This is a genomic window from Flavobacterium sp. MR2016-29 (assembly GCF_015350695.1).
Lineage (GTDB): Bacteria > Bacteroidota > Bacteroidia > Flavobacteriales > Flavobacteriaceae > Flavobacterium.
On record NZ_JADKPU010000004.1, the window covers coordinates 104,093 to 130,916 of the forward strand.

The 26,824-nt window shown below is 32.9% G+C and carries 22 protein-coding genes and 1 other RNA gene; 8 read left to right on the forward strand and 15 right to left on the reverse strand.

What is annotated here, in order from left to right; translation table 11 throughout:
- Positions 1-47: 47 nt before the first annotated feature.
- Positions 48-704 (reverse strand): fructose-6-phosphate aldolase, encoded by a 657-nt coding sequence (gene fsa, locus IR010_RS11195; RefSeq protein ID WP_029273133.1) that lies wholly within the window; start codon positions 702-704, stop codon positions 48-50.
- A gap of 272 nt (positions 705-976) precedes the next feature.
- On the opposite strand from fsa, the gene IR010_RS20250 reads away from it, so the two are divergent.
- Complete coding sequence (locus tag IR010_RS20250; protein WP_194603824.1) at positions 977-2,293, forward strand: ATP-binding protein; 1,317 nt, start codon at positions 977-979, stop codon at positions 2,291-2,293.
- Between the two features lie 34 nt (positions 2,294-2,327).
- Here IR010_RS20250 and IR010_RS11205 read toward each other — a convergent pair whose 3' ends face one another.
- The 3 genes from IR010_RS11205 to ffs form a co-directional block, all read right to left on the reverse strand.
- Positions 2,328-3,404 carry a hypothetical protein gene (locus tag IR010_RS11205; RefSeq protein WP_194603826.1) on the reverse strand — a complete coding sequence of 359 codons (1,077 nt, stop codon included), beginning with the start codon at positions 3,402-3,404 and terminating at the stop codon, positions 2,328-2,330.
- An 8-nt stretch (positions 3,405-3,412) separates the two neighbouring features.
- A complete protein-coding gene (locus tag IR010_RS11210; RefSeq protein WP_194603829.1) occupies positions 3,413-4,216 on the reverse strand; it encodes an SDR family oxidoreductase in 804 nt (267 codons plus the stop codon).
- A gap of 177 nt (positions 4,217-4,393) precedes the next feature.
- Positions 4,394-4,491: signal recognition particle sRNA small type (gene ffs, locus IR010_RS11215), an RNA gene on the reverse strand.
- Positions 4,492-4,579: 88 nt separating this feature from the next.
- Here ffs and IR010_RS11220 point away from each other — a divergent pair.
- Together IR010_RS11220 and hutI are read left to right on the forward strand one after the other, a co-directional pair.
- Complete coding sequence (locus IR010_RS11220) at positions 4,580-5,632, forward strand: glutaminyl-peptide cyclotransferase (protein ID WP_029273128.1); 1,053 nt, start codon at positions 4,580-4,582, stop codon at positions 5,630-5,632.
- Between the two features lie 89 nt (positions 5,633-5,721).
- The gene (hutI, locus tag IR010_RS11225) at positions 5,722-6,960 is read left to right on the forward strand and encodes an imidazolonepropionase (RefSeq protein ID WP_194603832.1); all 1,239 of its coding nucleotides are present in this window, start codon (positions 5,722-5,724) and stop codon (positions 6,958-6,960) included.
- An 87-nt stretch (positions 6,961-7,047) separates the two neighbouring features.
- Here hutI and IR010_RS11230 read toward each other — a convergent pair whose 3' ends face one another.
- On the reverse strand, positions 7,048-7,926 hold the full coding sequence (locus tag IR010_RS11230; RefSeq protein WP_029273126.1) for a hypothetical protein: 879 nt from the start codon (positions 7,924-7,926) through the stop codon (positions 7,048-7,050).
- Positions 7,927-8,022: 96 nt separating this feature from the next.
- On the opposite strand from IR010_RS11230, the gene IR010_RS11235 reads away from it, so the two are divergent.
- The gene (locus tag IR010_RS11235) at positions 8,023-9,060 is read left to right on the forward strand and encodes a formimidoylglutamase (protein ID WP_194569017.1); all 1,038 of its coding nucleotides are present in this window, start codon (positions 8,023-8,025) and stop codon (positions 9,058-9,060) included.
- 135 nt (positions 9,061-9,195) lie between these two features.
- The gene (locus IR010_RS11240) at positions 9,196-10,446 is read left to right on the forward strand and encodes a DEAD/DEAH box helicase (RefSeq protein WP_194603835.1); all 1,251 of its coding nucleotides are present in this window, start codon (positions 9,196-9,198) and stop codon (positions 10,444-10,446) included.
- On the opposite strand, the gene IR010_RS11245 is transcribed toward IR010_RS11240, so the two are convergent.
- From IR010_RS11245 to aroC, 3 genes are all read right to left on the reverse strand, one after another.
- Positions 10,443-12,620: a response regulator gene (locus tag IR010_RS11245; RefSeq protein WP_228515144.1), complete on the reverse strand. Its 2,178-nt coding sequence runs from the start codon at positions 12,618-12,620 to the stop codon at positions 10,443-10,445. The genes IR010_RS11240 and IR010_RS11245 overlap by 4 nt on opposite strands.
- Positions 12,621-12,768: 148 nt before the next feature.
- Positions 12,769-14,052 (reverse strand): dicarboxylate/amino acid:cation symporter, encoded by a 1,284-nt coding sequence (locus IR010_RS11250; protein WP_194603841.1) that lies wholly within the window; start codon positions 14,050-14,052, stop codon positions 12,769-12,771.
- A gap of 57 nt (positions 14,053-14,109) precedes the next feature.
- Positions 14,110-15,168 carry a chorismate synthase gene (aroC, locus tag IR010_RS11255; RefSeq protein WP_029273121.1) on the reverse strand — a complete coding sequence of 353 codons (1,059 nt, stop codon included), beginning with the start codon at positions 15,166-15,168 and terminating at the stop codon, positions 14,110-14,112.
- A 188-nt stretch (positions 15,169-15,356) separates the two neighbouring features.
- On the opposite strand from aroC, the gene IR010_RS11260 reads away from it, so the two are divergent.
- Together IR010_RS11260 and IR010_RS11265 are read left to right on the forward strand one after the other, a co-directional pair.
- Positions 15,357-16,181 (forward strand): UDP-2,3-diacylglucosamine diphosphatase, encoded by an 825-nt coding sequence (locus tag IR010_RS11260; RefSeq protein ID WP_029273120.1) that lies wholly within the window; start codon positions 15,357-15,359, stop codon positions 16,179-16,181.
- Between the two features lie 161 nt (positions 16,182-16,342).
- Positions 16,343-16,840, forward strand: a complete 498-nt coding sequence (locus IR010_RS11265) for a hypothetical protein (RefSeq protein ID WP_029273119.1) — start codon at positions 16,343-16,345, stop codon at positions 16,838-16,840.
- Positions 16,841-16,975: 135 nt separating this feature from the next.
- Here IR010_RS11265 and IR010_RS11270 read toward each other — a convergent pair whose 3' ends face one another.
- The 7 genes from IR010_RS11270 to IR010_RS11300 all read right to left on the reverse strand — a co-directional run bounded on the left by IR010_RS11270 (position 16,976) and on the right by IR010_RS11300 (position 24,037).
- On the reverse strand, positions 16,976-17,398 hold the full coding sequence (locus IR010_RS11270) for a protease complex subunit PrcB family protein (protein WP_029273118.1): 423 nt from the start codon (positions 17,396-17,398) through the stop codon (positions 16,976-16,978).
- Positions 17,399-17,414: 16 nt separating this feature from the next.
- The gene (gene bshA, locus IR010_RS11275; protein ID WP_194569027.1) at positions 17,415-18,560 is read right to left on the reverse strand and encodes an N-acetyl-alpha-D-glucosaminyl L-malate synthase BshA; all 1,146 of its coding nucleotides are present in this window, start codon (positions 18,558-18,560) and stop codon (positions 17,415-17,417) included.
- A gap of 501 nt (positions 18,561-19,061) precedes the next feature.
- Positions 19,062-19,544, reverse strand: a complete 483-nt coding sequence (locus tag IR010_RS11280; protein WP_194569029.1) for an ABC transporter ATPase — start codon at positions 19,542-19,544, stop codon at positions 19,062-19,064.
- A 99-nt stretch (positions 19,545-19,643) separates the two neighbouring features.
- Complete coding sequence (locus tag IR010_RS11285; protein WP_194569031.1) at positions 19,644-20,435, reverse strand: (Fe-S)-binding protein; 792 nt, start codon at positions 20,433-20,435, stop codon at positions 19,644-19,646.
- A gap of 121 nt (positions 20,436-20,556) precedes the next feature.
- On the reverse strand, positions 20,557-21,891 hold the full coding sequence (locus IR010_RS11290; protein ID WP_194603844.1) for a (Fe-S)-binding protein: 1,335 nt from the start codon (positions 21,889-21,891) through the stop codon (positions 20,557-20,559).
- Between the two features lie 5 nt (positions 21,892-21,896).
- A complete protein-coding gene (locus IR010_RS11295) occupies positions 21,897-22,862 on the reverse strand; it encodes an MlaD family protein (RefSeq protein ID WP_194603847.1) in 966 nt (321 codons plus the stop codon).
- A 50-nt stretch (positions 22,863-22,912) separates the two neighbouring features.
- Entirely contained in the window at positions 22,913-24,037 is a 1,125-nt protein-coding gene (locus IR010_RS11300) for an N-acetylmuramoyl-L-alanine amidase (protein WP_194569037.1), read from the reverse strand.
- 82 nt (positions 24,038-24,119) lie between these two features.
- Here IR010_RS11300 and IR010_RS11305 point away from each other — a divergent pair, with 82 nt between their 5' ends.
- Complete coding sequence (locus tag IR010_RS11305; protein ID WP_029273110.1) at positions 24,120-26,819, forward strand: putative LPS assembly protein LptD; 2,700 nt, start codon at positions 24,120-24,122, stop codon at positions 26,817-26,819.
- The last annotated feature ends 5 nt before the right edge of the window (positions 26,820-26,824 follow it).

The following is a 26,824-nucleotide window of genomic DNA, read 5'->3' on the forward strand; positions in this document are numbered from 1 at the left end:
AGCTTTTACAAGAAAAGGCAGCGCTTTAAAATATGTTTAATTCTTATTTATTTGTTACCTTTTTCAAAATCAGCTACAAATTGTGCCAATCCAATATCAGTTAAAGGGTGTTTTAATAATCCCGCAATTGCAGAAAGTGGTCCAGTCATAACATCAGCTCCAATTTTAGCACAGTTTACAATGTGCATTGTGTGACGTACAGAAGCCGCTAAAATTTGAGTTTCGTAACCGTAGTTATCGTAAATCAATCTGATTTCTTCAATTAAATTTAAACCATCTGTCGAAATATCATCCAAACGTCCGATGAAAGGAGAAACATAAGTAGCTCCAGCTTTTGCAGCCAATAAAGCTTGCCCAGCAGAAAACACAAGAGTTACATTCGTTTTAATTCCCTTATCAGAAAAATATTTTGCAGCCATTACACCTTCTTTTGTCATAGGCAATTTTACTACGATTTGGTCATGCAATTCAGCTAATTCTTCACCTTCTTTGATCATTCCATCATAATCCAACGCATTTACTTCTGCACTTACATCGCCTTCAACAAGATTGCAAATGTCAACATAATGCTTTAAGATGTTGTTTTTTCCTGTGATTCCTTCTTTTGCCATCAAAGATGGATTTGTTGTTACACCATCTAAAACGCCTAAAGCTTGTGCTTCTTTAATCTGAGCTAAATTAGCTGTGTCAATAAAAAATTTCATAATTATATCTATTTAATTGTGTTGATATTTAGGGCGTGACCACAAGAGTCGTCCTGAGTTTTGAATCAGCTATATTTTCTAATCCGTTTCACTTCATAAAAGGATAACTCCTCTATCCCTCACGCAAATTTCGCAGCAAAATTACAATTAATAATTTTCCAAATATTAAAATCTCACAAATAATTCTAACGCGCTATAATAATCTCTAAAAATAGTTTGCCTGAAATGGGTAAAAAAAACGTAATTTTAAAAAATATTATTACCCCAATAAAGTGCTAGAAGAAAATTTCAAAAAAGATATTATAAATATTGAGAACATTTCAATTGTTCCTACTTTACTTAATGTAATTTGCCAAACTACAGGAATGGGATTCGCTGCAGTAGCAAGGGTTACAGACGAGCGATGGATAACTTGTACAGTTCTTGATAATTTACAATTTGGCTTAAAAACAGGAGATGAACTGGAGTTAAAAACAACCCTTTGCGATGATATTAGAAAAAATCCAAAATCTATAATAATCGACAACGTAAGTGAAGATGCACAGTACCACGATCATCATACACCTGAAATATACAAATTTCAGAGTTATATTTCGGTACCGATAATACGCAGAGACGGAAGTTTTTTTGGAACATTATGTGCTATTGACCCAAAACCAAACCAGCTAAAAGAATTTAAAGTAGGTGAAATGTTCAATCTTTTTGCTGAGCTTATTTCTTTTCATTTAACAGCAATTGAAAAAGAAGCTGAAAATGAAATCGTTTTAAACGAAAAAACTAGTCTTCTTGAAAAAACACAAGGTGAAAAGAAAGAAGTAGAAAAATTAAAATCAGACGCGGAAAAAAAGCTTATTGAAAAAAACATTTCTCTTGAAAAAATGAATAGCGAACTCGAAGCATTCAACTATATTTCAAGTCATGATCTTCAGGAACCTTTACGAAAAATTCAGCTTTTTACTGATGTTATCGAACGTGACGAAACTCAAAACTTATCTGAAAAAAGCAAAATGGCATTTCAGAAAATAAAGACTTCAGCATTTCGAATGCAGCATTTGATAAATGATCTTCTATCTTATTCTAAAACAAAATTTGACGAAAGAAAGTTTGAATTGAAAGATTTAAACATAATCACTAATGATGTTATTGAAGACCTTAAAGAAGAGTCACAAAACAAAAATGTAATATTTAAAATTAATGAATTAGGAAAGCTTTCCGTTATTGAATTTCAATTCAGGCAATTATTATATAATTTGATCGGAAATTCATTGAAATTCGCTCATCCAGAAAGAAAATTAACCATTACCGTTACATCTGAAATTATAGAAAATGCCCAATCAGTATACGACAGACTTTCTCCAGATGTAAAATATTTTCACTTAACCGTTTCTGACAACGGTATTGGTTTTGATCCAGAATACAGCGATAAAATATTTGGTCTTTTTCAGGCATTGCATACAAAACCTTTAAAAAGTACTGGAATTGGACTTACAATTGTAAAAAGAATTGTAGAAAATCACCACGGATTTATTAAAGCAGAAGGAGTTTTAAATGAAGGAGCAAAATTTGAAATTTTTATTCCAGTAGAATAATTTCAAATTTTGGTCCAAATCAATTAATTACAACTTAGAATCTAAATTTTGCACTAATAGCTAAATCAATTCTCCATAAATTTTCAAAATCATCATCACCAAGTTTAATCGTTTCTGTGCTGCCATCTTCATATTTATACTTTAATTTTTTCAAAACTCCTCCAACAAAATTAACCTGTGGCCCTACTAAAAAATGAGGAGTTATTCTAAAATGATATCCCATTCCACCAATCACACCCAAATTAGAACCTGTTATTTTTACTGGACTGCCAAAGACGGTAGATTTGTTTTGATACGAAAGATATCCAAGTGCTAACTCTAAATTAGCTTCACCAACTCTAGCACGTTCATCTTCTGTCATAATAAATGAAGGTCCAATAAATGAAATAGTTATATCATCAGTAAAACTTCCATTATATTCGGTGCCATCATCCTCAGTAATGATTTGATTGTCAATAGTTCCAGATGACTTATAAACATTATATTTCAAACCAAATCCAGTTTTTCCTTCTTTAAGATAATAAGCACTTATATCATAACTCACTCCCGATTTTAATTTTTTTAAATATTCTTTTTGTTCAGAATTTAACCCATCTGGTGATGAAGCAACTCTAAAACTTTGCGCAATATTTGCAGCTAATAGAAAACCTGAGGGTTTTGAAGCAACAGTATTACCAAAATTGTTGCTTACTACTTCATTTGAAGCGGTATTAAATTTGTTTACTGACAGAACAGAATCTTTAGCAATTATAGATTTATTATATTCACTGTCTTCAATTCTCAATAAATCTGCATTTATTCGATGACAAGTACTTCCTAAGTCATGTGGATACAAATGTTCTGTAATTAATAATGCATTTGCTCCAGTATTACGTGCTTCAATTTTCGCCTTTTCAAGTACTGTATAAAAATCACAATTGGTCGTAAAACCAGTATCTCCAATTTTAGTAGTGCCAATTTTCTTAAAATTTGAAGGCAGTTCAGATGCCGAATTAAAAACAATAACTTTATAAGTATCTTCTAATTTTTCATGTTTTTCTGAAACAGAAGTTTTAATTTTTGGAGAGCAGGAAAAAAATGCAAGAGAGATAAAAAGTAAAAAGTATTTCATATTTAGGGTTATAATTTATAATGATTCATTAACATTTTCTCATACATTTTGTCCGGTAGCGCACGTTTTAGTACAATAGAGAATTTCTGCATGAAAACACCAACTTTATAATGCACTTTCGGTTTTTTTTCTTGCATGATTTTAAAAATAGCTTCTGCCATTTCATTTGGATTACTTCCTGCATCAACATGTTCGTTCATCGTTGCAAGCGTATCACCATAAACTTTTTCGTAAGCTGAACCTTTAATAACTGGAGCGTGATAACGTCCTGATGCAATATTAGTTGCAAAATCACCAGGTGCTACATTTGTAATTTCAATTCCAAATGATTTCACTTCCATTCTTAAAGCTTCAGTAATTAATTCTAAAGCTCCTTTAGAAGCAGAATAAACGCTTCTATACGGCAGTCCCATATAAGCGGCAATTGAAGTAATATTAATAATCAAACCTGATTTTTGTTCGCGCATTTGAGGCAAAACCGTTTTCATGACTTCGATTGGTCCAAAAAAATTGGTTTCAAAATTATTTTTGATTTCTTCCATCGGAATTTCTTCTAATGGTCCCGTTATTCCAACTCCTGCGTTATTGATAACAACATCTAATCGTCCTGAAATTTCAATAATTTTTGCAACAGCCGATCTTATAGACGCAGCATCGCGAACATCTAAAGCCACGAGCGGAAAAAGAGAATTCAATACTTTTTCAGGATTTCTGCTGGTTCCGTAAACCACAAAACCTCTTTTATGTAAAAATTCTCCAATTGATTTTCCAATCCCTGAGGATCCTCCAGTAATTAAAACGACTTTACTCATTTGTTAGTTTAGATGTTAAATGTTATAGGTTGAATGTGATCCCGTATCTGCAGAATTTGATGTTTTAGGTAAAAACTTCTAACCTGTCACATATAAATTGTAGCTTACGAAAGGTCCAAAAATAAAAAAATCCTCCCGAAGGAAGACTACTTTTGTATTAAATCTAAAAAATAAAAAAAATGGCAAGCGACCTACATCGCACCGCTCAACCACGTACCCTTGCTATGTTCCCATCCTGGGGGAGTCTGCAGGAGCTGGTCGTGTAGGACTTGCCGGTGCAAATATACAATCTTTTTATATTTTTGCAAGAGCTTTGTTGCTATAAAAATATCGTCGTATATTGGCTTATTCAAATTTTTAACTATGAAAAAATATAACTTCCTAACTGTCATTTTATTAGGAATCACATTAATTGGATGTGGAGATACAAAAAAAGGTGAAAATTCTTTATTTACTATTGATGATTCGGCATTTCCGGCTCATTTTTCACAAAAAGAAGCAGTTTCAATTGGTATTTTAAATCCCAATTCGAAAGAAGTTGACAGTATTGTTTACTTTATTAATGATAAAAAAGCAGGAAGCACAAAAGGTGCTGAAAAATTTAAATTTGAATTAAAAGATCAAAAATTAGGTTATCAATACTTGAAAGCTACCGTTTATTTTGGATCTGATTCATCTGATGCAACCAAACGAATTGAATTAATTTCAGACGTTGAGCCTAAATTATTAAAATATAAGGTGGTAAATACTTATCCTCATGATAAAGGATCTTTTACTGAAGGGTTAGAATTTTACAAAGACACTTTATATGAAAGTACGGGACAAAACGGAACTTCATTTCTAAGAAAATACGATTATAAAACCGGAAAAGTTTTCAAACAAATTGATCTTGACAAAAAATATTTCGGAGAAGGAATTACGTTTATAAATGGTAAATTATATCAATTAACCTGGCAGGAAAAAACAGGTTTTATTTATAATGCAAATACTTTAAAACTAGAAAAAACTTTTGCTTACGACAAAGATATTGAAGGCTGGGGAATGACAAATGACGGAAAATTCATTTATCAGACAGATAAAACAGAAAAAATCTGGAAAATGGACCCTGCAACTCAAAAAATGGTAGATTACATTAACGTTTATTCTGGTGCTTCAAAAATTAAAGCCATTAATGAGTTAGAGTGGATTAACGGAAAAATATATACTAATGTTTGGCTGAAAGATGCTATTGCAGTTGTAAATCCTAATTCTGGTGCTGTTGAAGGAATTCTAGATATGTCAGGTTTGCGCAAGTTCATGAGTGACATTACGAAAGATGATGTTCTAAACGGAATTGCTTATAATCCTAAAAATAAAACCATTTTTGTAACCGGAAAAAACTGGAGTAAAATGTTTGAAATTACAGTTTCAGAATAATTCAAATAAAAATTAATAACACGAATTTCACAGATTTCACGAATTAGTGCGTGATAATTTGTGAAATTTGTGTTTATACAACACCAGCAATGACAACATTAATTACCAACATACAAGAACTCCTTCAAGTTCGTGAAACTTCAATTTCTAAAGTTTCAGGTGATGAAATGGCAGTACTTCCCACTATTAAAAACGCTTTTTTAATTTTAAAAGATGATTTAATTGAAGATTTTGGATCGATGGAAAATCTTCCAGAAATCAAATCAGATAAAGTGATTGACGCAACCGGACGCGTTGTTTTACCTTCTTGGTGCGACAGCCACACACACATTGTATATGCTGGAAATCGTGAACAGGAATTTGTAGACCGCATAAATGGATTTACTTACGAAGAGATTGCGAATCGCGGTGGCGGTATTTTAAATTCGGCTAAAAAACTCAATGAAACTTCTGAAGAAGAAATATATGAGCAGTCAAAACTTCGCTTGGAAGAAGTCATGCATTTAGGAACTGGAGCGGTCGAAATAAAATCCGGTTACGGATTAACAATTGAAGGCGAATTGAAAATGCTCCGTGTTATTAAAAAACTAGCCGAAAACTATCCAATTTCAATTAAAGCTACATTTTTAGGAGCACATGCTTTCCCTCTTCATTACAAAGAAAACAAAGCCGGTTATATTGATGAAATTATAACTAAAATGTTGCCAGAAATCGCTAAAAACAATTTAGCTGATTATATTGATGTTTTCTGTGAAACCGGTTATTTTTCTGTTGAAAAAATGGAGAAAATTATGGAGGCTGGAATTCAATTCGGTTTAAAGCCAAAAATTCACGTCAACCAGTTTAATTCTATTGGAGGAATTCAGGCAGGAATTAAATTTAAAGCCCTTTCTGTAGATCATCTTGAAATCATGAACCCAGAAGACGTTGAAGCTTTAAAAGGCACAGAAACGATGCCTGTTGCATTGCCGTCTTGTTCTTATTTTTTAAGCATTCCGTATACTCCAGCACGCGAAATGATAAAAGCAGGACTTCCGTTAGCATTGGCAACAGATTTTAACCCTGGCTCTACTCCATCTGGAAATATGAATTTTGTTGTGGCAACAGCCTGCATAAAGATGAAAATGACACCTGAAGAAGCCATAAATGCGGCTACCATAAATGGTGCGTATGCAATGGGACTTTCAGAAACTCATGGAAGTATTACAAAAGGAAAAAAGGCAAATCTTATCTTAACAAAGCCTATTTCATCATACTATCAAATTCCCTATGCGTTTGGAAGCAATTTGATTGAAACCATTTTTCTTGAAGGAAAAATACTCGAATAAATCCATAAAGTATTCCAAATAAAAAAGGTCTGCGAAAAAATCACAGACCTTTAATATCTTAGTGGTATTATTGTCCTCTTCGACGTATTATCTTAAGTTGAAACTAGTTTTAGAAACTAATTCATCGTTATCGAAAATATTTATAAAGTAAGCTCCTTTTACGAAATCTTTACCAAGTAAATCTTCAGAAACATTTACAGTTTTATTTTCATACTTAACTGTAGTTTTAAAACTATATGTTAATGTGTTATCTCCAAAAGTTTCAGTTTTTTTGTCTCCTAAAACATTGTTTTTAGCATCGATAACTTGTACATAATACGTTTTGTCTCCAGATTTAGCAATTTGGTTTTCAGCAATTGTAAAACTTACTTTCAAAACATCTGCACGGCTAGCTTTATCTGTTTCTACTTGTTTACCAGAACCTTTTACTTTGTAAGCAATTGTTTTAGTATTTAAAACTGATAATTTAGCACCTTTTTCAACTGTTTTAGCCAATTCTTCATTTTGACCAACTAATACTTCATTGTATTTTTTAGATTCTCCTAAAACTACAATTGTACTGTCTCTTTGAACTGTTAGAACACCATTTTGTTTTTTCAATTCGTCATTTTCAGCAACTAAAGTTTTCATTTTACCTTGCATTGCCTGAACTTGAGATCTGTATTTAGACACATCTCCTTTTGATTTATTTAAATCATCCATTAGAGCGACTACTTTATCTCTTTCCTGAATTAATTCATCAGACATTGAAGTATTTTCAGCAATTGCCGCATCATAAGTTGCTTTCAATTCTTGCAAATCTTTCATAACAGATTCTTTTTCTGTCATCGTTGATGTAAGTTCAGTTTTAACTACTTCTGTATCAGAAGATAATTTAAAAATATACACTAAGCTACCGATCAGTAGGACTGCTAAAACTGCGATTACCGCTTTTAGACTTGAGTTGTTGTTCTTTGGGTTTTCCATATTTAATAATTTTCTTTAAAAACAAATTTAAGAATTAATATATCCTAATAACGTAAGTTGTTACAATTATATTATTTTTGGACAATATTTTTTTTTATGGAGAAATTAATTCCTTTTACTATAAATGATTTAGCAAAAGTCACAAATCATCGAAGCGGCGAGATAAAGTTTGGAGAAAAGATGATTGTTATTCCAAAAGGAGCAGACAAAATTGATTTTCTAAAAGAAAGCGAAGCCAAATATGTTCTTTTGGGTATTCCGGAAGATATTGGCGTGCGCGCTAATTACGGAAGGCCAGGAACAGCATCGGCATGGGAAAGTGCGATAAAAAGTATTGCAAATATTCAGCACAACCGTTTTTGTAAAGGAAGCCAAATTATCGTTTTAGGACAAATTAATGTTTCTGAAGAAATGCGCGATGTCGAAAATCTCGATTTCAACGACGTCGACGACAGATCAAAATTGAGCCAACTGGTTGAAAAAATAGACAAAGAAGTTTCTCACATTATTTTCAATATTATAAAAGCCGGAAAAACACCTATTATTATAGGCGGTGGTCATAATAATGCTTACGGCAACATAAAAGGTTCAGCTTTAGCCAAAGGAAAACCAATAAACGCTATTAATTTTGATGCCCATTCTGATTTTAGAATTCTTGAAGGCCGTCATAGCGGAAATGGCTTTTCATACGCTTATGAAGAAGGTTTTCTTAAAAAATATTTCATTTTTGGACTTCACGAAAATTATACTTCAAAAAGTGTTCTGGACATTATCAAAAAATTAGAAGACCGAGTGCGTTATAACACCTACGACAGCGTAAATATTCGTAAAGAAAAAGACTTTAATAAAGAAATGTTTGCCGCATTAGAATTTATAAAAACGGAATCTTTTGGAATCGAAATCGATTTGGATGCAATACCGAATATAGCAAGCAGTGCCATGACTATCAGCGGTTTTTCTGTAGAGGAACTGCGTCAGTTTATATCGTTTTTCGGTCAGCACAGAAATGCTGCTTACTTACATATCTGCGAAGGTGCACCAGATTTAGCTGAATCTCCAAACAATAATTTAATTGGAAAATTAATAGGTTATTTAGTGACTGATTTTATCAAAGCCAATAACGAAAAAATTTAATCAAAATAAAAAGATTAACTCTTGAAAATTAGCCTGTTTGCCAAATAAACGCAGATTCAAATAAAGGATTGGACGAATAAACCTATCTTTGCACAGAATTTTAGTAATTAAAACTAAATTCTTAATACCTAAGATATGTTATTCGAAGATTTATCACTTTCAAAAAGTATACAAAAAGCCGTATTTGAAGAAGGCTACCTTAATCCCACTCCAATTCAAGAACAATCTATCCCGATCGTTTTGGCCGGAAGAGATTTAATTGGCTGTGCACAAACTGGTACAGGAAAAACAGCAGCATTTGCTATCCCAATCATACATCAATTACACCGAATTGTAGGCTCATCAAAAAAAGCCAAAGTAATTCGTGCCCTTATTGTTACTCCAACACGTGAATTAGCAGTACAAATTGGGCAAAGTTTTGACACTTATGCTAAATACACCAACTTAACGCAACTAACCATTTTTGGAGGCGTTTCGCAAAATCCACAAGTTGACGCCTTAAAAAGCGGTGTCGACATTTTGGTAGCAACTCCAGGAAGATTATTAGATTTACAAAAACAAGGTTTTCTTGATTTAGATCACTTGCACACTTTGGTTTTAGACGAAGCTGATCAGATGCTGGATATGGGTTTTATAAACGATGTAAAAAAGATCGTAAAACTTACTCCTAAAAATCGTCAGACTTTATTATTCTCAGCTACAATGCCAATTGCGATACGTGAATTGGCAGAAATGTTCCTGCAAGATCCTGCAAAAGTAGAAGTTTCTCCTGTTTCATCAACGGCAGAAAATGTAGAACAGCGCGTTTATTTTGTAGAGAAAACAGAAAAAAGAAATTTATTATATCATTTAATAAAAAATGAAGATTTATCTAACGTGTTGGTTTTTTCAAGAACTAAGCATGGCGCAGATAATGTTGTAAAAGCATTGCGTAAAAAAGATATTCCGGCAGAAGCGATTCACGGAGATAAGTCACAAAATGCGAGACAACGTGTTCTTGATGCTTTCAAAAACAAAGAAGTTGGTGTTCTTGTCGCGACAGATATTGCAGCGAGAGGAATTGATATTGACCAATTGCCATTTGTAATCAATTTTGATTTGCCAAATATTCCTGAAACTTATGTTCACCGAATTGGCAGAACGGGCCGTGCAGGAAATGGCGGCATTGCAATTTCATTTTGCAGCAAAGACGAACATCCATATTGGAAAGATATTCAAAAATTGATAAAAGTCGATGTAAAAACGATTACAGATCATCCGTATCAATGGCAGGAGGGAAGTCCAGAAGCAACGGCTGAAAAACCTAAAAATTCAAACCGAAGCGGTGGCGCTCACAAATCGAGAAAATCTAATGCTTCTAAGCAAAACAAAAAACGCTGGTATTAACCAGCGTTTTTTGCTTCAAGTATTAAGTAGTTCATAATTTTAAAAAGCTTTATCGGCTCGAACGGCTTAACAATAATATCATTTATTCCTGAAGAAATCGCTTCATCAGTAATTTCATCCTTATCAAATGCAGTTAAAGCTACAATAGGTGTTTTTATCTCCTTTAAGCGAATTCTTTTACTGGTTTCAAACCCATTCATCATAGGCATATTAATATCCATTAAAATTAAATCAAACTCTTCTTTTTCAAGTATTTCTAGAGCAGTTAGACCGTCATCAACTACTTTGCATATGTAATTATTTTTCTCGATAATCTTTTTAGTCACCAATTGATTGATGCGATTGTCTTCTACAATTAAAATTTTATACACATCATTTGATGTTAAGTCTACTTCAATTTCATCAATAATTCTTTTTGTTTTCTGAGGATCGTGCTCAAAAGAAATCATAAACGAAAAAGCAGTTCCTTCGCCTATATCACTTTCTAAACTAATTGTACTTCCAAAAAGTCCTAATAGTCGTTTTACAATACTTAATCCTAAACCAGTTCCTTGATAATCTTCATCTTTTCTTCCTACCTGAACGAATTTTTCAAAAATTTTGCCTTGATCAACAGTTGCAATTCCAACTCCATTATCTTTTATGAGAAAATCCAAGAAATATAATTTTCCCTCGATTTTCTGTAGATTAACTTTAATTTCAACTTCACCATTTTTCGTGAATTTTAACGCATTGCTGACTAAATTCATTAAGATTTGAGCAAGTCTAAGTTTATCTCCTATCAAATACTCCGGAATATCCGGATCAATATAAACCGAGATTACATTGTTATTCTTTTGAGATAAAAAAGAAAGAGAGTTTTTGATCATTGTAATTTCATCTGAAATATTAAATGTCAAATTTTCAAGAACTACTTTGTTTTCCTCAATTTTATTAATCTGTAAAATATCATTAACAAGTGAAAGTAAATATCTTGCAGAAAATTTCAAAGAACTTAAATGCTGGCTTCGAGATAATTCTTTATGCTCTTCCAGAAGCATATTCGTGATTCCGACCACTCCATACAATGGCGTACGCAATTCATGGCTTATAGTCGAAATAAATTGTGTTTTAAGCAACGAGGCTTCTTCTGCAATTTCTTTTGCTTGTAAGAGCTCTAAATTGTGTTTTTTCTTAAATCTGATATTCTTGATCAATGTAATAATCAAGAAAATTAGAATAAAAGAAATAAGAACAAAAAGAATAACAATAATTCTAGACTTTTTAAGACTTTGGTATTGAGATATCTTTTCATTCTCAATTTTATCAATTTGTCTTTTGTATTCGTCTAATTCCAGATTAAATCCAGCTATAGAGGCTTTTTTTAATTTTTCCTGATTGTAAATATCTTCAGTCATCTTATTGAAGATGATAAGATTTTCGTAAGCTTCTTTGTATTTTTTAATCTTGGTTAAAAATTTTGAATATTCTAAATGCGCATAAGACAAGTCCGATTTTTCTTCACTGGTTTTACCTACTTCGATGGCTTTTATAAAAAAAGCATTTGCTTCGTCATTTTTATTTGTGTAGCTGGCATACATTCCGTTAAGCATGTTTACTACAATCTCAGTAGATTCATCGCCGTATTTTTTGATATTATCACCAACAAACCTTAAATAAGGATAACCCTCTTTAAATTTCCCAACATCAAAATAAGCCCATGCAATGTTTACGTTAGTAAAATACACTTGGCTGATATCGTTGATTTTTAAACCGTAAGCAATAGATTTTTTATAATATGAAATTCCCTTATCAAACTGTTTTTTTTCAAAACAATATATATTTCCCAGATTATTATGGAGGCTGTATTTTATAGAATCGTTGTTTGTTTTATTAGCATAATACAAACTTTTATTGTAGAAGAAAATCGCCTTATCAAACTCTGACAATTCATTATAATTGCCAGCGATAATTTTATAAGATTTTGAAATTAAATAATTGTTTTTTGAAGCCGTTGCGTAGTTCAAAGCCACGCGTGAAGCAATTAAAGATTTTTCGAAATTAGAATCTTTAAAATCCTCCCAAGCCTGCTTAACAAGTTTGTTTATTTTAGCATCTGAAATGGTTTCAGATTGCGCGCTTGCTGAATTGGCAAAACAATTCAGAAACAGTATGAAAAGAAAAAAAATCCGCATTCGGGGCATAAATCGGCTAATTTTCTCAAATATACACTTAAAAATAAAAAAAAGCTGTATTTCACTATAAAATACAACTTTTCATTAATTATTGTTTATCTTTTTTATCATTATTTAAGTGATAAAAACGACTGGAAATTTTCTAATTTTATTCTTCCAAATTTGGCTCTAGGCCTTTATTATCTTCCCATTGTCCAACAACTGAAGTTGCTAATGCATTTCCTAAAACGTTGGTTGCACTTCTAAACATATCACAAAAATGATCGATTGGCAAAATAAGGGCAATTCCTTCAACCGGAATATCAAACATACCGCAGGTCGCTGCTACAACTACTAAACTCGCTCTTGGCACTCCTGCAATACCTTTGCTGGTAAGCATTAAAACCAAAAGCATTGCCATTTGCGTTCCCAAAGACAAGTGAACACCATAGAATTGAGCAATAAAAATACTTGCAAATGTCATATACATCATACTTCCGTCCAGATTAAACGAATATCCCAGCGGCAGCATAAAGGATACAATTTTATCTTTTACACCAAATTGTTCTAGTTCTTCTGTTAATTTAGGAAAAACGGCTTCACTGCTTGTTGTTCCAAAAGCAATTGCTAACGGTCCGATAATACGACGCAATAATTCGGTCATTCTGCCTTTTAAGAAAATATAGCCAATTGCAATTAAAATGACCCACAAAGTGCTTATTCCGATTAAAAAAGATCCGAAAAATTTAAAATATGTAATCACTAATTCTTCGGCATCTCTAATCGCAAATACACCTGCAATCGCACCAAAAACTCCAACTGGAGCAAAGTTCATTACATAATTCACCATTTTTAAAACGATATGCGAAGCTTTATCCAGAGCATTTACAACTGGTTTAACGGTACTTCCTAATGAAGCTGCTGCTAATCCAAAAAAGATAGAAAAAATTACAATCTGCAAAATTTCATTAGTTGCCATTGCTTCAAAAATACTTTTAGGAACAATATGTTCAACAAAATTTTCAAAAGACAATGATGTTGTTTTTGCAGTAACTTCTGAAGCTGCTGCCATATCAACATGTCCTAATTTCAAACCCACTCCAGGTTCTAAAATATTTACATAAAACAGTCCAATTAGTAAGGAAATAAATGAAGCTGTAAAAAACCATCCAAGCGCTTTTCCTCCAATTCTTCCCACTGTTTTAATATCTCCAAGTTTGGCAATTCCTACAACTAAGGTGGTAAATACTAAAGGTGAAATAATCATTTGCACTAAACGGATAAAAATGGTGGCAAGCATTTTTATTTTATTGCTGAATGATTGTGCTGCTTCAGGCGAAATCGAATTGTGCAATATAATTCCTAAAGTTGCTCCAAGAACCATCGCTATAATGATTTGCCCTGTTAAGCCTGAAAGAAATGATTTTTTTTTGGTTTCTGTAACTTGTTGCATTAATTTGTTTTTTTATTTATAATTAAAATATTAAGACCCTCACTGCCTTAACTTTTATTAATATGTTTTATTGATCAAATAAAAATCAGCTAAAACAATCGCAGCCATTGCTTCAACAATTGGTACTGCGCGAGGTACTACACACGGATCATGACGTCCTTTTCCTGTCATTGGTGTAATATTTCCTTTATTATCTAGAGAATCCTGAGTTTGCATAATAGTAGCAACGGGCTTAAAAGCCACTCTAAAATAAATATCCATTCCGTTGCTTATTCCACCCTGAATTCCTCCAGAAAGATTTGTTTTTGTAGTTCCGTCAGGATTGTATAAATCGTTGTGTTCGCTTCCTTTCATTTCAGATCCTGAAAAACCGCTTCCGTATTCAAAACCTTTTACTGCGTTTATAGATAGCATTGCTTTTCCTAATTCAGCGTGTAGTTTATCAAAAACTGGCTCTCCTAAACCAACCGGAACATTTTGAATTACACAGGACACAACACCACCAACAGTATCACCTTGCTTGCGGATATCACGAATGTATTCTTCCATAATTGCCGCTGATTTTTCATCAGGACAACGAACTGGATTACTTTCGATTTTAGAAAAATCTAAATCTTGATAAGGCGTATCTAAGTGAATTGGGCCCACAGATGAAACATATGCATTGATTTTAATTTCAGGCAGCATTTGTTTTGCAATTGCACCAGCTACTACTCTGCTTGCGGTTTCACGAGCAGAACTTCTTCCTCCACCGCGATAATCACGAAAACCGTATTTTTGATCGTAAACGTAATCTGCGTGGCTAGGTCTGTAATTATCTTTTATATGAGAGTAATCGTCTGATTTTTGATTGGTATTTGGAATAATAAAGCCAATTGGAGTTCCAGTAGTTTTTCCTTCAAAAATACCAGATAAAAACTGAACTGCATCTGGTTCTTTTCTTTGTGTAACGATAGCTGATTGTCCTGGTTTTCTTCGAGACATTTCAACCTCAATCGCCTCTAAATCAAGTTCTATTCCTGATGGACAACCGTCGATAATCCCGCCTAAAGCTTCGCCATGAGATTCTCCAAATGTAGTAACTTTATATAGTGTGCCGTAGCTATTTCCTGCCATTGTAATTTGTTTTGAGCAAATGTAAGTTTTATGAATTAAATTAAAAAATTTAAAATTGGTATTATTAACTAAAGGTTAAGCATCTTAAAAATCATAATTTATTAAAATTGGAGCCAAATTGGTAACCTTTTCATAAAGCAAAACTTGTCTAAGTTTCTTTTATTTGCTAAACTTCAAAAATTGAAAAATTGAAAAAAAGAAATGTTGAATTGGTTATTCTTTCTGATGTCCACTTGGGAACTTATGGAAGCCATGCTAAAGAACTAAACAACTATTTATCAAGCATTAAACCAAAAACTTTAGTTTTAAATGGTGATATAATTGATGCTTGGCAATTTCGAAAATCTTACTTCCCAAAGGCGCATTTAAGAGTCATTCAAAAAATAATCGGAATGGCTTCTAAAGGTACTAAAGTGTATTATATTACTGGAAATCACGATGAAATTCTTCGAAAATTCAGCGATATGAATATGGGAAATTTTTCTTTAGTCGATAAATTAGTCTTAGAACTAGACAATAAAAAAGCTTGGATTTTTCATGGAGATGTTTTTGATGCTTCTGTACAGCATTCAAAATGGATTGCTAAACTTGGCGGTTTAGGTTACGATTACTTAATTCTATCTAATCGATTTGCAAATTGGTGCTTGGCAAAACTTGGCCGTGAACCCTACTCCTTTTCTAAGAAAATAAAAGCAAGTGTAAAAAAAGCCGTTAAATTTATCTCGGATTTTGAAACTACTGCTACAGATCTTGCTATCGAAAAAAATTATGATTATGTAATTTGCGGACATATTCATGAACCTAAAATAATTACCAAAGAAAACAAACACGGATCTACATTATACTTAAATTCAGGAGATTGGGTAGAAAATCTAACTGCTCTTGAATACCACAAAAAGCGTTGGAAATTATTCTCTTACGCTGAAAGCAATTTTACTGAAGAAGAAAATCTTTTTGAAATGGAAGACAATCTAACTTCTGAATTGCTGGCTTCGATGATTATTAAAAAGTAAACTCTTCATTTTAAGAAACTTACCGCCGTTATTGACTTTCTTCAAATCAAGTTACATCTTGACCACTATTAAAATGTGAATTATATAACAATTTCTAATAATTTTATACGTTCTGTATTTGACTGTAATTATACATTTGAAAAAAATTAATAACCATTTTTATGAAAAAAATCATTCTATCTGCCATTATGCTAATCGGACTTGCATTTACGGCACAAGCACAAGACATTGCTAAAAATGCATTAGGATTACGTTTAGGCGACAATAACGGTTTTGGAGGAGAAGTATCTTACCAAAGAGGATTAAATCAAAAAAACAGACTTGAATTCGATTTAGGATGGAGAAACAGCAGTGATGTAGATGCAATCAAAGGTGTTGCTCTTTACCAATGGGTTTGGAACATCGATGGAGGATTCAACTGGTACGCTGGTGTAGGTGGCGGTATCGCTGCTTGGGATCATGATTACTATAACAATAATGTAAAATATAACGACAGCGGAACGTATGTTTTTGCTGCTGGAGATATAGGTATTGAATACGGATTTAAGGAAGTGCCTATTTTATTGTCATTAGATGCTAGACCAGAAATTGGTTCTGGATATTATGATGATGATAACTTTGGATTTGACGTTGGTTTAGGAATCAAATTCAAATTCTAAAATAAAAAGTAAAAAATAATTGTAAAGAAAATCCTGTCGCCTCAAAACGACAGGATTTTTTTTTATTCAGAAAAAAGAAATTACTTTAAAAAACATCATTTTCACACTGAGCGAAGTCGAAGTGTTTCTTAATAATTATTTGATAATAATCTCTTTTTTAGAGTGCACCTTTACAACTGTGTAAGGGTAAGTAATCACCTGCATTACCATCGCATCTGTAGCTGGAGCATTTTCCTTAACTGTAATAATAATATTTTTTTCTGTTTCTTCTACCTTCTCAACTCCAATAGAATAACCTCCGGTGTTCTTCTCACCCATGTTCAGAATAACATAGTTAGAATTATTAATATCGGCCTGTTTCATTTTATCAGCTAAAAGCGGATCATTTTGCAGCATTTTGATCTCATTTGGTTCTGTCAAAATTTCAAAAAACTTAATATTCCCTCCTCCATCAGATTGTTCCGTTAAAACCTCATACAATGCCTTTGAATCTGTTGTTTTTTTTGCTCCACAAGAAATTAAAACAAAAACTGTCAAAACCGAAATTACTTTTTTCATTTACGTTTATTTAAAATTAATGTTTCTCATATTTATAATCATCTATTGCTCTTTGATACAAAGCTTCATATTTAGGTAATATATTTATAATGTCAAATTTCTTTGCAACCTCTAAGGCATTTGCTTTAAATTGGTTCAAAACAGCATCGTCCTCTAAAATCTTTACTGCATTTGCAGCCATTTCTTCAACATTTCCAACATTGCTTAAATAGCCTGAATAACCATCGAAATTTACTTCAGGCAAACCACCGGAATTACTTGAAATTACAGGAACTCCGCACGCCATTGCTTCTAAAGCTGCCAAACCAAAACTTTCTGTTTCTGAAGGAAGCAAAAACAAATCTGTCAAAAGTAAAATTTTATCAATTTCATTACTATTTCCAAAGAAAATTACTTTATCGTAAATTCCCAATTCCTGACATAAAATCTCTGCTTTTTCTTTCTCAGGGCCATCACCTACCATCATCAATTTAGCAGGCATAACTTTCTGAATATTGTAAAAAATCTTAATAATATCCGGAATACGTTTTACTTTTCTAAAATTGCTGATATGCGTAATGATGCGCTCGTCTTCCTTCGCCATTACATAACGGTGACAAGGTGCCAAAGGATCTTTTTTTACTTTATCCAATTCAATAAAATTCGGAATTACCCTTATTTTGTTTTTAATTTTGAATAATTTCAAAGTATCATCTTTCAAACTCTGTGAAACGGAAGTTACATAATCTGATTTATTGATGCTGAATGTTACTGCGGGTTTATAAAAAGGATGATTTCCTACCAGCGTAATATCAGTTCCGTGAAGTGTTGTAATCATCGGAAGATTAATCCCTTCATTTTTAAGCATTTGCTTTGCCATATAACCCGCATAAGCGTGCGGAATTGCATAATGCACATGAAGAACTTCAATTTGATATAATTTCACCATATCGACCAATTTACTTGACAAAGCCAACTCATAAGGCTGATAATGGAAAAGAGGATATTCAGGAACGTTTACTTCGTGATAATGAACATTTGGATTTAAAAGTGCCAGCCTAACGGGCTGACTGTAGGTAATAAAATGGATTTCGTGTCCGCGTCTGGCTAATTCAAGGCCTAATTCTGTGGCTACAACCCCACTACCACCAAAAGTCGGATAACAAACTATTGCTATTTTCATGTATTAAATTTAATACTACGAAAGTACTCAAAAATCACATTTATTCGGACATTTAAAATGTTAGATTTTTGTAAATCTTAGATCAATCAGATTAGGAGATTATTAGGATTCTAGATTTACGAACTTAAATTCCGTTTATTATCCTAAGCGCATCAAAGGCCTTAAAAGTTTTTTTTACATAACTCCTAACTAATAGCTGATTTCAGCAGCAGAAGATTAGTTTTCAAAAGAACGATTTGTCCCGCTGTCCGCTATATCTTTTCCTTGCTAAAGAAGCAAGAAAAAGGATACCGCTCCCATCGGGGCTACATTAGAAGTTCTGGTTTTCAAAAGAAAGTCTAACCTGATGATCATTGTCGAGCTACATGTGCGATTCATCGAATTCTTTAGAATGACAAACTTAAAACTTGAAACCTTAAACCTGAAACAATTTCAAACCAATAAAATAAAAAAAAGGCACAAAATCTAAATTTTATGCCTTTCAAATATTATAAATGTCTTTTAGAAAAATCTACTGTGCCAGCTGTCTGCCGCCGGAACTTCCCAAGATTCGTTAAATTCTTCAATATTGTTTACCAAATTATTAAAAACAATCGTATTCTCAGATACCGATTTGTCTTTCACCATTTTCTTGAAATCAAGTAATGGTTTGTGTGCAATATGCTCTCCTAGCTTAAAAGTAACATTCATTTTGTCAAGTAAATCGACATTGTATTTTTTCTCTAAACTCTGAATAAATTCCACTGAACTATCGATAGAACAACCTGTCGCTGCCTGCACATCTTGATTTACAGCCAAAATAATGAATCGGTTATATTTCAATAAATAAGAAGCTTCTAAACTAGTTCCATGAGCAGCCCAGCTTTCTACAAAAGACTTTAAATCAGTCTCAATTTCAGAAAATTCTTCCTCAGAAAATTTTCTGTTCGATTGATAAATCCAGATTCTGGATTCACCAGGTAAATTTTCAAAAGGTATATACATTTTTAATTTTAGATTTTAGATTATTCGATTTTAGATTTGAGAAATTTCAAGTTACAAACCTTTATAGCTCTGAACCTTTGAAACTTTGCACCTCAAAAACTATAAATCTTGTGCGTTAGCAATTAACTCCGCAATATCCATTACTTTAACTTGACCTTCTTTTTCTTTATTTTTAATACCGTCAGTTAACATTGTATTACAGAACGGACAGCCTGCTGCAATAATATCCGGCTGAACTTCCAAAGCATCTTCTGTACGCAAAACATTCACTTCTTTGTTTCCTGGTTCAGCATCTTTAAACATTTGCGCTCCACCTGCTCCACAACATAAGCCGTTTGCTTTAGAACGTTTCATTTCGACTAATTCAACATCAAGTTTTTGAATCAAATCTCTTGGAGCTTCGTATACCTTATTGGCTCTTCCTAAATAACAAGGATCGTGAAAAGTGATTTTTTTACCTTTAAATTGTCCTCCTTCAACAGTGAGTCTTCCTTCATCAATTAAAGATTTTAAAAACTCTGTATGATGAATTACATCGTATTGACCTCCTAACTCAGGATATTCATTTTTTAAAGTATTAAAACAATGCGGACAAGCCGTAACGATTTTTTTTGCTTCGTATGCATTTAAAACCTCGATATTCATCATGGCCTGCATCTGAAACAAAAATTCATTTCCTGCTCGTTTTGCAGGATCTCCGGTACAACTCTCTTCTGTACCTAGTACTGCAAATGATACATTCGTGCGGTTTAAAATACGTACAAATGCTTTTGTAATTTTTTTTGCTCTATCATCAAAACTTCCCGCGCAACCAACCCAAAATAAAACTTCTGGCTGTGTTCCTTGGGCTAGCATTTCTGCCATTGTAGGCACTACTAAACTTTCTGACATCTTTTTTTGTTGTTAATCGGCTAAATTCTATTTGGTTAATCTCTCTAAATAACCTTTACTAAAAACCGAAATTTTATTTTATTAATGGATTAAAGGGCTAAAAAATAACCAATTAACTATTTTAATTCTCGTTCTTCCAATTCAATCTGTCCTGCTGATTGTATTGCCAAGGCGCTCCATTGTTTTCAATATTAGTCATCATGGCATTCAATGACATAGGAGCAGCACTTTGTTCCATTACTAGATAGCGGCGCATATCCATAATAATAGACAACGGACTGATATTTACCGGACATTCTTCTACACAAGCGTTACAAGAAGTACATGCCCACAATTCTTCTGGTGTAATATAATCGTTTAATAGTGTTTTATTGTCTGGAACAAAAACACCTTTATTAGCATCTATATTTTTTCCAACTTCTTGCAGACGGTCTCTCGTATCCATCATAATTTTACGAGGAGACAATTTTTTACCCGTTTGATTTGCTGGACATGATGATGTACAGCGTCCACATTCCGTACAAGTATAAGCATTTAATAACTGAACCCAGTTTAAATCCTGAACATCACTTGCTCCAAATTTACTTGGGACAGCATTTTCATCAGCTGGAGCCGCTGCAAACGGATCAGCATTTGGATCCATCATCAACTTAACTTCTTTTGTAACCGACTCTAAATTGTCAAATTTTCCTTTAGGCTCTAAATCTGCAAAATAGGTATTTGGGAAAGCTAAAAGAATGTGCAAATGTTTTGAAAAGTACAAATAGTTCATAAAAACTAGAATACCTGCAATATGCAACCACCAGAATACTTCAGTAAGCAACATCACCAATTCATTCGACATTCCGTTAAAAATTGGTGCAATAAATTGACTTACAGGAAAGCTTCCTGCTTTATGAAAATGAGAAAATCCTCCCGGAACATTTTGCAAATGCACATCAGAAGCATTCATCAATAAAAATAATGTCATTAAAACCATCTCAAAATACAAGATGTAATTGGCATCACTTTTAGGAAATCCATTTAAATCTGGATTAATAAAACGTTTCAATCTCACAATGTTTCTTCTGATCCAGAAAACGGAAACAGCTACAAGAACCAAAAGTGCTAATATTTCAAAAGATCCAATCAGTACATCATAAGCTGTTCCTAAAAAAGCAAAAACTCTATGTGTACCAAATAACCCATCGATGATGATTTCTAATAATTCGATATTAATGATAATAAAACCAAGGTAAACCACGATATGCAACACTCCAGCTACAGGACGTTTTACCATTTTAGATTGCCCAAGAGCAATCATTGCCATGTTTTTCCAACGTGCTTTAGAATTATCTTTTCGATTTATGTCTACACCTAAGTTAATGTTTCGGATGATCTTTTTTACGCTCGTTGCAAAAAAACCGAAACCAACTATAAGAAGTATAGCGAACAAAATATTATCTAAATAACTCATTCTAATTAATTTTTAGTAGTTGAATTTGCATCTTCTTTCGGTGCTACATAAGGTTTGTTTTTCTTTCCAAAAAGAGAAACATTTACATAACGAGTTGGGTAAAGACGAACATCCTGCAACAGCAATTCAAGCTCTTTCGAAGTTTTAGCCAAATTTTTATATAAAGCATCGTCCGTCAATAATTTTCCTGCAGTACCTTTTCCTGAGTTTAAGTTGCTCATAAGACCATCAACTTTCGCTAAAGTCTGGTTTAAATTACGAACTGTTTTTCCTAAGTCAGCTTTGTTTAGGGAATCAGATATTTTGTTAAAGTTACTTGACATTTTATTCAAGTTCGAAACAGCGCTGTTAATTTGGCCTTTATTAGTATCCAAAATATTATTAAGGCTTCCAGAAGCTTTATGAAACTGTTGCATAGTCTGGCTCAGTTCAGCAATTGTTTTCTTTAAGTTTTCTTGTGTAGTCTTATCTAAAGTATTGTTTAGCCCACTAACCAAAACATCAATATTAACCAGCATTTTATCTAGTTTTTGCTGAATAGGTTCTAATTTTCCTCCTAAGGAATCAGTTAACCCTAATTCAACATTTCCAACTAACGCCTGTCCTTCAACTGCAGGATCTTTATCTGCAAGATTAGGTACAATTTTAATTTGTTTTCCTCCAATTAAACTTGGCGAATATAAAGATGCTGTACTAGTTTTAGAAATTGGAAAATCAGTTTTTAGCTGAAGTTCAACTAATAATTTACCAGTTAATTCATTAATTGTAATCTTATTTACTTTACCAACTACAAGTCCGTTTATGGTTACAGGTGCTGATGCTGCCAAATCCTCCACATTATCATATTCAACATATAATGTTTTGTAATTTGTAAAAAGGTCTCTGCCTTTTAAAAAACTATAGCCCCAAATAAATAATAAAATTGACGCGATGACTAAAATAGCCGTTTTAATTTCTCTTGTTAGTTTCAAAATTCTAAGTGTTTGTACAAAATTAATATAAATATTCGAACTTGTGGCTATTATTTAGTCGCGTCTTGAATACTGATTTTTTCTCCATCTTTAGTTGCTGTCAAAAATGACGCTCCATATCCTTTACTTTTAGCTTCTTGCAAATATTTTTTTGCTGCTTCATAATCTGAAGTTTCCTGATAGAAATATTTATAAATATTGTTTTCATACAGCATTGTAACGTTTTTCAATCCTTTAAAGTTTTTAGGATCTAGCGGTGTTTTCTTTATACTTGCGATAAGCTGTACTTTATAAAAAGTTCCTTTTGGAGCATTTTTAGCAGGTACAACAGGATCTGCCTTAGGTTTTTTTGGAGTCGAAGTATCTCTTGCTGGGCGGGCATCTGCTATTTCTGGAACTCCAGAACCAAAATACTCGCTTTTATAACTTAATATCGCTTCAGCAATAGCTTTGGCAATATCGTTTTGTCCGTCTTCTGAATTTAAAATATTTCCCTCTGTAGGATTTGAAACAAAACCTGTTTCAACTAAAACTCTAGGCATGTAAGCTTTATGAAGCACCATAAATGGAGCTTGTTTTACACCGCCTTGACGAAGTTTTTTCCCTAATCTGTCAAAGTTAGCTTCAATTTTATCAGCTAGTGAAATACTATTATCTAAATATTCTTCCTGCATAAGAGTCATTCCAATCATCGATTCTGGCGAATTCGGGTCATAACCTTCATATTTACGCTTGTAATCTTTCTCCAACGTAATAACCGAGTTCTCTTTTTTCGCAGCCTCAAGATTCGATGCGACTTTACTCAAACCCATTACATAAGTTTCTGTTCCGTCTGCAGCAGTATTTTTATTTGCATTACAGTGAATAGAGACAAAAATATTAGAATTTGCTCTGTTTGCAATATTGGCTCTTTCGACCAAATCAATAAAAACATCCGTTTTTCGGGTATAAATAACATCAACATTTGGGCTGGCTTCCAAAATTTTTCCAACTTTCAGCACAATGGCCAAAGCAATATTTTTTTCTATCCGACCACTGTAAACAGCTCCAAAGTCATGATCACCATGTCCAGCATCAAGTGTTACCTTAAAAACATTTGCCTGACTGTAAGCACAAAATGAAATTATCGTTAGAAAAAAACTAAAGATTAGCCTAGTTTTGTTAAATATGTTCATAAATCTAAAAGTTAATTTTAATAAAATGCAACTGCTATAATTTTTACAATTGATTATTTTTGACAAAAAATTATATGTAAGTTTGACATGTCAAAAAACAAGCCATACTTTTACAAAAATAGCATTTAAACCTTTGCATACAAACTTATTTAATATCGTTTTATTATCATTTTTCCTAACACTAGGATGTGGTAAATTATATTCGCAAGATATAAAAACTAAAAAAAAGCCGTTACCAACTGTAAAACAAACAGATAAAACAAAAAACGCCACAGTTGACACTGTGAAAGTGGACAGCATTAAGCCTACAAAGACTTTTCTTGACGGAAAGGTAAAATATAAAGCTAAAGATTATGCTAAGATTGATCAGAAGAAAAAGCTGATCACACTTTATAACGAAGCTGAATTATATTATAAAGATGTTGAGTTAAAATCGGGCATAATTGTACTTGATTATGAAAAAGATGAAGTCTATGCCGGAAGAATAAAAGATTCAGCAGGAGTTTTAACTCAATATCCAAACTTCAAACAAGGATCGAGTGAAGTACAGCCTGACTCAATCCGATTTAATTTTAAAACAAAAAAAGCTTTAATTTATAATTCAAGAACCGAACAAGGAGAATTTAAAATAAAAGCTGCAGTTACTAAAAAAGAAAATGATTCTGTTTACTTTTTAAAAGGAGCGCGTTTTACTACTTCTACAGATGTAGACAATCCCGAATATTATTTTCAAACCAACAAGGTAAAATTTATTCCCGGAAAAAAAGTAGTGACAGGTTTAACCAATATGGTTATTGCTGATGTTCCTACTCCTATTGCATTGCCCTTCGCTTATTTTCCAATGAGTGAAGAAAAAAGTATATCTGGAATAATTATCCCTAGCTATAACGACTCAAACACAAGAGGTTTCTCTTTACAAAATGGAGGGTATTATTTTGCCTTGAGCGACAATTATGACCTTACCGTTTTAGGCGATTATTACACAAATGGAAGTTACGCCATGCGATTTGAGTCTGCATACGCTACAAGATATAAATACAGAGGAAATATCAACGTACGTTTTGAAAACTTGATCAGCAGTGAGAGAGGTTATCCAGATTATTCAAAACAAAGCATTTACAACATTCAGTGGTCGCACTCAAAAGACACTAAATCGAACCCAAATTCGACATTTTCAGCCTCTGTAAACATGGGTAGTAGTAAATACTTCAAACAATCTATTAATCAGGCCAATGTAGGGTCTAATTTGAATAATACTTTAAGTTCATCTATTTCTTACAATAAAACCTTTAATACAATTCCGCAGGCTCGTATATCATTAACAGCAACGCATTCACAAAATACACAAACAGAAGTAATAAACATGACTCTGCCATCACTTCAGGCAAGTATAGACCGTGTGTATCCTTTTGTTGGAAAAGACGGCGTAAAAAAAGGATTTATTAAAAACATCAATTTACAATATAACTTAAGCGGAAAAAATAGCTTTGTAACAACCGATTCTTTATTCTTTAAGCCACAAATGTTTAAAGACGCGCAAATTGGTATGCAACATACTATTCCGATAAGTACCAACTTTAAAATATTCAAATATTTCAGTGCCGGAGCTTCAACTAATTACCAGGAAACTTGGGTAACCAAAACCATTAATAAAAATTACGACGCAAATCAAAGCCAAGTTGTTACTACAACTGTAAATGGTTTTGATGCCTTTAGAACATACAATTTCAGCACAAATTTAGGAACTACAATTTACGGTACTTTTAATTTTGGTGAAGACAAAAAAATTCAATCGATTCGTCATGTCATGCGTCCTTCAATTACATATGCTTACACACCGAGCTTTGAAAAATACTATAACACTTATGCTGTAGATGCTTCTGGCCGAATTACAACGGAGTATACTCGCTTTGAGGGCGGTGTTTTTGGCGCTCCTGGCAAAGCAAATTCTAATATAGTAGGTTTTGCTCTGAGCAATACTTTTGAAGCTAAAGTAAGAGACAGCGACAGCACAAAGACAGAACCCAAAAAAATAATGCTTTTAAACAACCTGAACTTCAGTACGAGCTATAACTTTGATGCTGACGGAAAGCAAACTCTAGCTTGGCAGCCTTTGCTGGTAAGTGGTGGGACACAATTTTTTGACAACAAAATGAATGTCAATTTTGGAGCAGTATTAGATCCTTACGCTATTGACAATTCTGGGGCAAAAATAGATAAATTCAACATCGACAACGGTGGAAGTTTATTTAGAATGACAAGCGCAAACCTTACTCTAAATTATAGCTTTTCGAATAAAGGACAAAAGGAAGAAAACAAGCAAAGCGAACGGAATGGAGGTCGTAAAGATGATTTATTCGGAACTAATACTGATTTAAATGACAGTCGAAATAGTCAGTTTGCAAATGACAAGGAAGACAAAGGAGAAGATGTTATAACCGAATTTTTCAACTCTAAATTGCCTTGGGACATGACATTGGCTTATTCACTAACATACAGCAATGTAAACAGAGAAAATAAAATTAGTAATAACTCTATCATGATTTCAGCCAATATGGATATTACACCGAAATGGAAAGGCGGTGTTTCTACTGGTTATGACTTTGTGCAAAAGGGAGTTACTTTTACACAATTCCGTTTTGAGAGGGATTTATTGAGCTGGAGAATGGCTTTTAACTGGACGCCTCTTGGACCAAATTCAAACTGGAATTTCTTTATCGGAATTAAATCTGGTGTCTTAAGCGACATTAAATGGAATAAACGAAGTACCTCTAATCGATAAATTAC

What these genes read in the sequence shown, in the direction of transcription:
- bshA (WP_194569027.1), bottom strand. Translation starts at nt 18,560, where the DNA reads ATGAAAATAGCAATAGTTTGTTATCCGACTTTTGGTGGTAGTGGGGTT.
- IR010_RS11235 (WP_194569017.1), top strand. Translation starts at nt 8,023, where the DNA reads ATGGAGAAATTAATTCCTTTTACTATAAATGATTTAGCAAAAGTCACA.
- IR010_RS11210 (WP_194603829.1), bottom strand. Translation starts at nt 4,216, where the DNA reads ATGAGTAAAGTCGTTTTAATTACTGGAGGATCCTCAGGGATTGGAAAA.
- IR010_RS11205 (WP_194603826.1), bottom strand. Translation starts at nt 3,404, where the DNA reads ATGAAATACTTTTTACTTTTTATCTCTCTTGCATTTTTTTCCTGCTCT.
- IR010_RS11250 (WP_194603841.1), bottom strand. Translation starts at nt 14,052, where the DNA reads ATGCAACAAGTTACAGAAACCAAAAAAAAATCATTTCTTTCAGGCTTA.
- hutI (WP_194603832.1), top strand. Translation starts at nt 5,722, where the DNA reads ATGACAACATTAATTACCAACATACAAGAACTCCTTCAAGTTCGTGAA.
- IR010_RS11220 (WP_029273128.1), top strand. Translation starts at nt 4,580, where the DNA reads ATGAAAAAATATAACTTCCTAACTGTCATTTTATTAGGAATCACATTA.
- fsa (WP_029273133.1), bottom strand. Translation starts at nt 704, where the DNA reads ATGAAATTTTTTATTGACACAGCTAATTTAGCTCAGATTAAAGAAGCA.
- IR010_RS11265 (WP_029273119.1), top strand. Translation starts at nt 16,343, where the DNA reads ATGAAAAAAATCATTCTATCTGCCATTATGCTAATCGGACTTGCATTT.
- IR010_RS11270 (WP_029273118.1), bottom strand. Translation starts at nt 17,398, where the DNA reads ATGAAAAAAGTAATTTCGGTTTTGACAGTTTTTGTTTTAATTTCTTGT.
- IR010_RS11245 (WP_228515144.1), bottom strand. Translation starts at nt 12,620, where the DNA reads ATGCGGATTTTTTTTCTTTTCATACTGTTTCTGAATTGTTTTGCCAAT.
- IR010_RS11280 (WP_194569029.1), bottom strand. Translation starts at nt 19,544, where the DNA reads ATGTATATACCTTTTGAAAATTTACCTGGTGAATCCAGAATCTGGATT.
- IR010_RS11230 (WP_029273126.1), bottom strand. Translation starts at nt 7,926, where the DNA reads ATGGAAAACCCAAAGAACAACAACTCAAGTCTAAAAGCGGTAATCGCA.
- IR010_RS11240 (WP_194603835.1), top strand. Translation starts at nt 9,196, where the DNA reads ATGTTATTCGAAGATTTATCACTTTCAAAAAGTATACAAAAAGCCGTA.
- IR010_RS11290 (WP_194603844.1), bottom strand. Translation starts at nt 21,891, where the DNA reads ATGAGTTATTTAGATAATATTTTGTTCGCTATACTTCTTATAGTTGGT.
- aroC (WP_029273121.1), bottom strand. Translation starts at nt 15,168, where the DNA reads ATGGCAGGAAATAGCTACGGCACACTATATAAAGTTACTACATTTGGA.
- IR010_RS11285 (WP_194569031.1), bottom strand. Translation starts at nt 20,435, where the DNA reads ATGTCAGAAAGTTTAGTAGTGCCTACAATGGCAGAAATGCTAGCCCAA.
- IR010_RS11300 (WP_194569037.1), bottom strand. Translation starts at nt 24,037, where the DNA reads ATGAACATATTTAACAAAACTAGGCTAATCTTTAGTTTTTTTCTAACG.